Source organism: Saccharopolyspora sp. 6M (assembly GCF_020176775.1).
Classification (GTDB): domain Bacteria; phylum Actinomycetota; class Actinomycetes; order Mycobacteriales; family Pseudonocardiaceae; genus Saccharopolyspora_C; species Saccharopolyspora_C gregorii.
In genome coordinates, this window is record NZ_JAIUJZ010000020.1 from 1 (window position 1) to 6,475 (window position 6,475).

At 74.2% G+C, this 6,475-nt stretch carries 6 protein-coding genes; all 6 read right to left on the minus strand.

Annotated elements, in window-relative coordinates; all coding sequences use genetic code 11:
• Positions 1–129 precede the first annotated feature (129 nt).
• Complete coding sequence (locus LCD31_RS03420) at positions 130–2,541, minus strand: right-handed parallel beta-helix repeat-containing protein (protein ID WP_224955959.1); 2,412 nt, start codon at positions 2,539–2,541, stop codon at positions 130–132.
• A gap of 295 nt (positions 2,542–2,836) precedes the next feature.
• Entirely contained in the window at positions 2,837–3,451 is a 615-nt protein-coding gene (locus LCD31_RS03425) for a type VII secretion system-associated protein (protein ID WP_224955960.1), read from the minus strand.
• Positions 3,448–4,065 carry a type VII secretion system-associated protein gene (locus LCD31_RS03430; RefSeq protein ID WP_224955961.1) on the minus strand — a complete coding sequence of 206 codons (618 nt, stop codon included), beginning with the start codon at positions 4,063–4,065 and terminating at the stop codon, positions 3,448–3,450. Before LCD31_RS03430 ends, LCD31_RS03425 begins: the two co-directional genes overlap by 4 nt.
• Positions 4,066–4,111: 46 nt before the next feature.
• On the minus strand, positions 4,112–5,068 hold the full coding sequence (locus LCD31_RS03435) for a hypothetical protein (protein ID WP_224955962.1): 957 nt from the start codon (positions 5,066–5,068) through the stop codon (positions 4,112–4,114).
• 95 nt (positions 5,069–5,163) lie between these two features.
• On the minus strand, positions 5,164–5,763 hold the full coding sequence (locus tag LCD31_RS03440; protein WP_224955963.1) for a type VII secretion system-associated protein: 600 nt from the start codon (positions 5,761–5,763) through the stop codon (positions 5,164–5,166).
• 64 nt (positions 5,764–5,827) lie between these two features.
• Positions 5,828–6,394, minus strand: coding sequence for a type VII secretion system-associated protein (locus tag LCD31_RS03445; protein WP_224955964.1), 567 nt, complete (start codon positions 6,392–6,394; stop codon positions 5,828–5,830).
• Positions 6,395–6,475: the final 81 nt, after the last annotated feature.

Consider the following 6,475-nt stretch of genomic DNA (forward strand, 5'->3'; position numbering starts at 1 on the left):
CCGTCCCGGCTGACGTCAGACCTGTCGGGGGGGGGGGGGGGGGGGGGCCGCCGGGGGGGGGGGGGCGGGGGCCCCCCCCCCGCGACGACGGTGCGGCAGGAGGCCGTCCGGCTCCCGCCGCCGAACCCGTCAGACCAGCGAGGTGTCCAGGTCCTCGGCCTTGAGGATCGTCAGGTCGTCGTCGATCGCCGACACGTCGGCCGCGAGCCGGGACGCCTGCCGGTCGGTCATCGCCTCGAAGACCCGGCGCGCGGTGCGGCCGTTGCCGAAGGTGCCGTCCTTCGGGATGGCCTCGAAGTACTCCAGCAGCACGGTGACGGCGTCGTCCTCGAGCTTGTAGTCGTGCTTGCGGCACTGCGATTCGACGATGGTGACGAGCTCTTCCGGCGAGTAGTTCGCGAACTCGATGGTGCGGCTGAACCGGGATTCCATGCCGGGGTTGGCGCTGAGGAATTCGCGCATCTCGTTGGAGTACCCGGCGGCGATCACCACGACGTCGTCGCGGTGGTCCTCCATCAGCTTCACCAGGGTGTCGATGGCTTCGCGGCCGAAGTCGGGTCCGCTGCCGCCCCGGCCGGAGCTGAGCGTGTAGGCCTCGTCGATGAACAGCACGCCGCCGAGCGCGGTGTTGAACGCCTCGGTGGTCTTGATCGCGGTACCGCCGATGATCTGCGCGACGAGGTCGGCCCGCGCCACCTCGATGAGGTGCCCGGAGCGCAGCACGCCGAGTTCGGCGAGGACCTGGCCGTAGAGCCGGGCGACGGTGGTCTTGCCGGTGCCGGGGGCGCCGGCGAAGACGAGGTGGCGGGCCATCGGCGGCGCGGACAGCCCGGCGTCGACGCGGCGCTGCGCCATCTTGTTCAGGTTGACCAGCGAGGTCACTTCCCGCTTCACGCCGTCGAGGCCGACGAGCCGGTTGAGCTCGCCGAGCGGGTCGGAGCCGCTGGGCGCGCGGTCCCGCGCGGGCTGAGCCTGCTGGTCGGCGGACTGCTGGTCGGTGGTGGCCGCCGCGGAGCTGCCGTAGGCGTCCTGCGCACCGTTGCCGCCGCTGATCAGGTTCTCGACGGTGATCTTCGCACTGGGCTTGAGCTGCCGGACGCCGCTGCCGCGGTTGTCGCGGACGGTGCAGCCGGACAGCGCCACGGTCTCCTCGGTTTCGAGGTGGACGCCGTCGGAGGCGCTGCCGGTGAACTCGGAGTCGGTGACGGATCCGGAGGCGCCGTCGGCGAAGTGGCAGCCGACCTTGCCGCTGCCGTGCACCCGGCACTTGGTCAGCGACAGGTCCGCGCCCGGGCCGGCGTGCACGCCGTACCCGGCGGATTCGGTGATGTCGCAGTTGGACAGCGACAGCGCGGCGCCCTTCACCTCGACGCCGGAGCCGCCCGCGCGGCGGATGCTGAGGCCGCTGATGGCGGGCCGCGCCTCGCCGGTGACCTCCAGGCCGGAGCCGCCGGTCTGGTCGACCTCGATGTTCTCCAGCCGGCCGCGCGCCCCGGTGTCCACGGCGATCGCGGCGCCGTCGCTGCCGACGACGCGGAGCCTGCGGAAGAACGGGTCGGAGCCGTCGTCGACGCGGACGCCGCCGGTGCAGGCGGAGACGTCGGTCTGGTCGAACTCGGGGACGCTGCGCTCGGTCACGCCGATGCCGATTCCGTCCACATCGGACACCTCGCAGCGGCTGATCTCGCCGGAGGCCCGGCCCGCGAAGTGCAGGCCGCGGCCGCGGGCGCCCTGGACGCGGCAGCCGCGCATGATCGGCGAGCAGGATTCGGCGACGTAGATGCCCTCGGCGCCGGCGCGCTCCACCCGGCACTCCTCCAGCTGCACGGACTCGGAGCTGGCGAGGTAGAAGCCGATCCCCTTGCTGTCCACCACGTTCAGCCGGGTCGCGGTGAGCTGCGCGTGCTGCTCCACGGCGATCGCGGGCTTCGACGTGCCCGCGACGGTGGTGTCCTCGACGGTGATCCGGCCCCGGCCGTTGAGGCAGATCCCGTTGCCCGCGGCTTCGCGCACCGCGCAGGCGCGCACCGTCAGCCCACCGCCGTCGGCGACGACGACCGCGGAAGTGCCCAGTTCCAGCAGTTCGCAGGAGTCCAGCACACCGCCCTGCTTGGAGGTGACCACGACTCCGGCGCCGACCTGGTTGCGCACCTTGCACTCGCGCATGAGCACGCTGCCGGTGTCCCGCGCGTAGATGGCGGCCCAGCCGCTGGCGCGGACCTCGCACTCGGTGAGGGTGAGCTGACCGGCGGTCGCGAGCACGGCCGGGTTCTCCCCGTCGATGGCGTCCACGGTGACGCCGGACAGCGCGGCGGAGTCGGCGGCCAGCGCGACCGCGACCCCCTTGTGCGCCACGATCCGGACGGTCCCGGGACCATCCTCGGCGGTGATGGTGATGGCCTTGGTCAGCACCAGGTTCTCGGTGTAGCGCCCCGGACCCACCACGATCACCGCACCCTCGGACGCGCTGTCGACGGCGTCTCCGATGCTCCGGTGCCCCTGGCCGGTGCCCTGGGTGACCATGATGACGTTCTGGCTCACGTTCCCGGTTCCTCCGTACTCACCGTGCGTGCGACCGATGCGTCCCCGCCGAGCAGCGGCTCCTGGCCGCTCCTGCGGCGTGGCGGCACCCGAGGCGATCCGGATCGCGGTGCGCTGCGAGCGCGTCCGCGATGACCGCGCGCCGGGTGGACCGGCGGTTCCGCGGCCCGCTGCGGCGATCCGATTCAGTCATAACCGCCGACCCGGTCGCCACGGCGGCTCTGGAGCCGGTGGGCCGCTGTTCCTGGGGACATCCTTCATGGGTGATCGCGGTGGGCGACACCCTGGTCACACGCTATCCGATCTCGGTTCGCAGCGGTCCGCGGGCGGCCTCGTCATCGTCGGCCGCGAGGTGCGCGCGGAGGGCGTCGGCGGACAGCCGCATCGACGCGGGCGAGTTCGGGTTCAGCAGCAGGTCGACGCCGCTCTCCGGCAGCGCTCCGGCGATCTCGGCGGCGTTCGTGCCGCGCCAGTCGGCGGCGTCGACCCGGTCGCGGTGGACCGGGGCGGTGACCACGAGCACCGAGGGCACGCCGTCCGGGGACCGGTCGAGGACGGCGACGCCGTCCTCGTCGAGCGCGATCTCCAGCGCGGTGTCCACCAGCACCGACAGCAGGGCATCCGCGCCGTAGTCCTCGCGGACCATGATGCGCAGCACCGCGTCCACCGGGTCGCTCGGCGATTCCGGGGTCAGCGGCTGGTAGGCGGGGTTCGCCTGGAAGCGTCCCCAGGAGCCGTCGATCCACATCGGCCAGCCGCCGAGCAGCACTTCCCGGGGCGGTTCGGCGTCCTCCTCCGCGGGCACCCACGCCGGGTCGGTGAGCATCATCCAGTCGGTCGGCGCGGTCTCCCGGTCCGGCACCGCCGCCGCACCGGCGGTGAGGTCCTGCTCCGGGGTCGGCTCGCTCATCTGGACTCCTCGGCGGGGTCGATCGGCCAGGCCAGCAGGCGCAGCTGCTCCCCGGCGGCGGTGGGCAGGCCGGCGCGCGCGGAGGCGCGCTGCTCGGCGGACGGTTCCCGGGCGGAGCGCACGAATCCGGCCACCAGGCGCAGCGAACCCGGGCTGCCCGGGTTGAACAGCACGTCGGTGCCCTCGGGGATCAGGTCCGCGAGGCCGTCCACCCCGGTCCGCCACCAGGAGCCGATCTGCTCCGAGCCGAGCCGGTAGTGCGGCGAGGTCGCCACCAGCAGGCAGGGCACGTCGTCGGGCGAGCGCACCACGAGCGGCCCGCCGCCGCGGCCCAGCGCCACCTCCAGCTCGCTGTCGTGCAGCAGCAGCCGCAGCTGGTCCGGTTCGGCCCGGCGCGCGGTGAGCATCCGGAACAGCCCGTCGAGCGGATCGGCGGGCGCGTCGGGATCGGTGGGCGCGTAGCCCGGGTTGGGCCGGAACCTGCCGAGCCCGCCGTCCTCGGCCGCCGGCCACAGGCCCATGATCGCTTCGACCGGAGGTTCGGTCTCCGCCGCCGACGGCGCCCAGCCCGGGTCCATCAGCAGGTAGAAGCGGGACTCGCCGGTGTCCGGCATGCCGCGGTCTCCTCACTCCCCGCCGGGGGTGCGTTCTGCGGGTTGATCAGGATTCGAAGAGGTGCCGCAGCGCGCGGTGAGTGCGCACCGCGTCCAGCGGCTCGGGCAGACCGCCCGCGCGGCGGATGTGCTCCAGGAAGCGCTCGTCGGGGGCGAGCCCGTGCTCCTCCAGGTAGTAGGTGACCGCCTCCGGCCACAGCCAGACGCCGTCGCCGCGGTAGCTGGTCGGCACGACCTGCCCGCGGTCCGGGTCGACCACGTCGTCCATCGCGGCGCCGGTGCTCAGCAGCAGTTCCCCCGCGCGCAGGTAGGCCAGCGCCTCTTCGCGGTCCTCGGCTTCGAGCACCGGGTGGTCGCGGTCGAACTCGGGGCCGCGGTCGGGGTCGACGCGGTCGAAGACCCGCGCTATCCGGAGCTCCACCGGTTCGTCCACGGCCCAGGACAGGGTGCCGCGCCCGCGGGCGGCGCGCTGGTAGGCGGGCACGTCCCGCGGGCCCACGACCTCGATCCGCGGCACGTCGGGGTGGTCGGCGAGCGCGCGGTGCAGTTCGCCGCTGAGCCGCGGCAGGTCGCCGTCCTCGTCGGTGGTGACCACGTGCACCGGCAGCGGCGAGCCCTCGCCGCGGAACGGACGGCGCCACGCGGTCCAGAGGCCGCGGGCGGACGGGTTCCGGGACAGCACCGCGCTGAGCGCGGCGGTCGCGTCCGCGGTCCGCTCCGGCGCCTCGTCGGCGTCGAACAGCCACACCGCGGGCGGGGTCTCGTCGGCGATGGGGATGCCGGTGAACACGGCGGAAGCGGCGTCGTCGACGAGCTCGCTGAGCAGACCGGCCTGGGCGATCGTCACCGAGACCTTGTCCTCCGCGAGCCGTTCGCACACCGATCCGGCGACCCGGCCGACGACTCCGGTGGACAGCACTTCCCGCATCGATGCGAGGAAGTCGTCCGGCACCCGTCCCGCCAAGTGCAGCAACAGGTCGTGCATCCGATCGGCAGTGGACACCCCGCGCACCTCCCTCTCCCTCGGACGATCGTCCCACGACCGCGCCCGACGCCGGCCCTCGACCCGGCCGGGGTTTCCGGGGTGCGGTCAAACCCTCACGAACCGGCGGTGCCCGGTTCCTCCGGTTCCGCGGCCAGCGCCCGGCGGAGCTCGTCGGCGCCGAGCCGCACCGAGGCCTCCCCGCCCGGGTTGAACAGCACGTCGACGCCTTCCGCCGGCAGCAGCGCGGCGAGCCGCTCCACGTCCATCTCCTGCCAGGACTCGACGGTGAGCCGGTGCGACTGCGCCAGCGAGGTCACCACCAGCACCGACGGCACGCCGTCGGGGGCGCGGGTGACGATCGCCGAACCGTCCTCGTCCAGCGCGAGGCAGATCAGCGCGCCGGGCAGCGAGGCGACGAAGTCGTCCGCGGTGCCCTCCCCGCGGGCGGCGAGGCGCAGCTGCGCGTCCAGCGGGTCGGTCGGCAGCTCCGGGCTCGACGGGCGGTAGGCGTGGTTCGGGGCGAACCGCTCGGTGACGCCGCCGTCGCTGACGTACCAGGCGCCGACGATCGCCTCCTCCGGCACCGGGTCATCCGGGTTCTCGGGGGCGTAGTTCGGGTCGACGAGCATCGCCCAGTGCTCGCCGGTGTCCTCCCGCGCGGCCTCGGCGCTGTCGGTGTCCGCCACGGCGGGGTCCTCTCGGTTCGTGGTCACGGTCGGGTCGTCAGGGCCGGTCGGCTCGTCACGGGCGGTCGGCTCGGCGCGGCCGGGCGGCCCGTCACGGGCGGGCGAACGGGGACCGCGCGGTCGGCGCGGGTTCGGCGACGACCTCCTTGAGCGCGGCCGCGACCACCCGCATCGACGCCGGGGCGCCCGGGTTCAGCAGCACGTCCACGCCCTCCGCGGGCAACGAGGCGGCCAGGTCGGCGGCGCTGATCTCCTGCCAGCTCGGCACGTCCAGCGGCCGGGCGTGCACCGGGGACGTCGCCACCAGCACCGAGGGCACGCCGTCCGGCGACGGCGCCACGATCGCGGCGCCCCGGCCGTCGAGGGCGATGCCGAACATCGCGTCCCGCATCGTCTCGATCGCGGCCCGTTCCGACTGCTCCCCGCGCACCACCAGTTGCACGGCGGCGTCGACCGGATCGGTCGGCGAGTCCTCGCGCGAGGGCAGGTAGTCCGGGTTCGGCTGGAACGGGCCGACGGAGCCGTCGGCCTCGAGCACCCAGGCGCCCACCACGGCTTCCGCCGGGGCCGGTTCGTCCTCCGGCTCGGGCTGCCAGGCCGGGTCGACCAGCAGCACCCACTGGCGGTCCGCGTCGTCCCGCGGGGTCTCGTCGCGCATCAGGAGTCCTTCGATCGGGGCCGCCCCGCGACCCACCCTATCCGTGCCGTTCCCGGTCGGGCCCGCGCCGGGCCCGCTCCC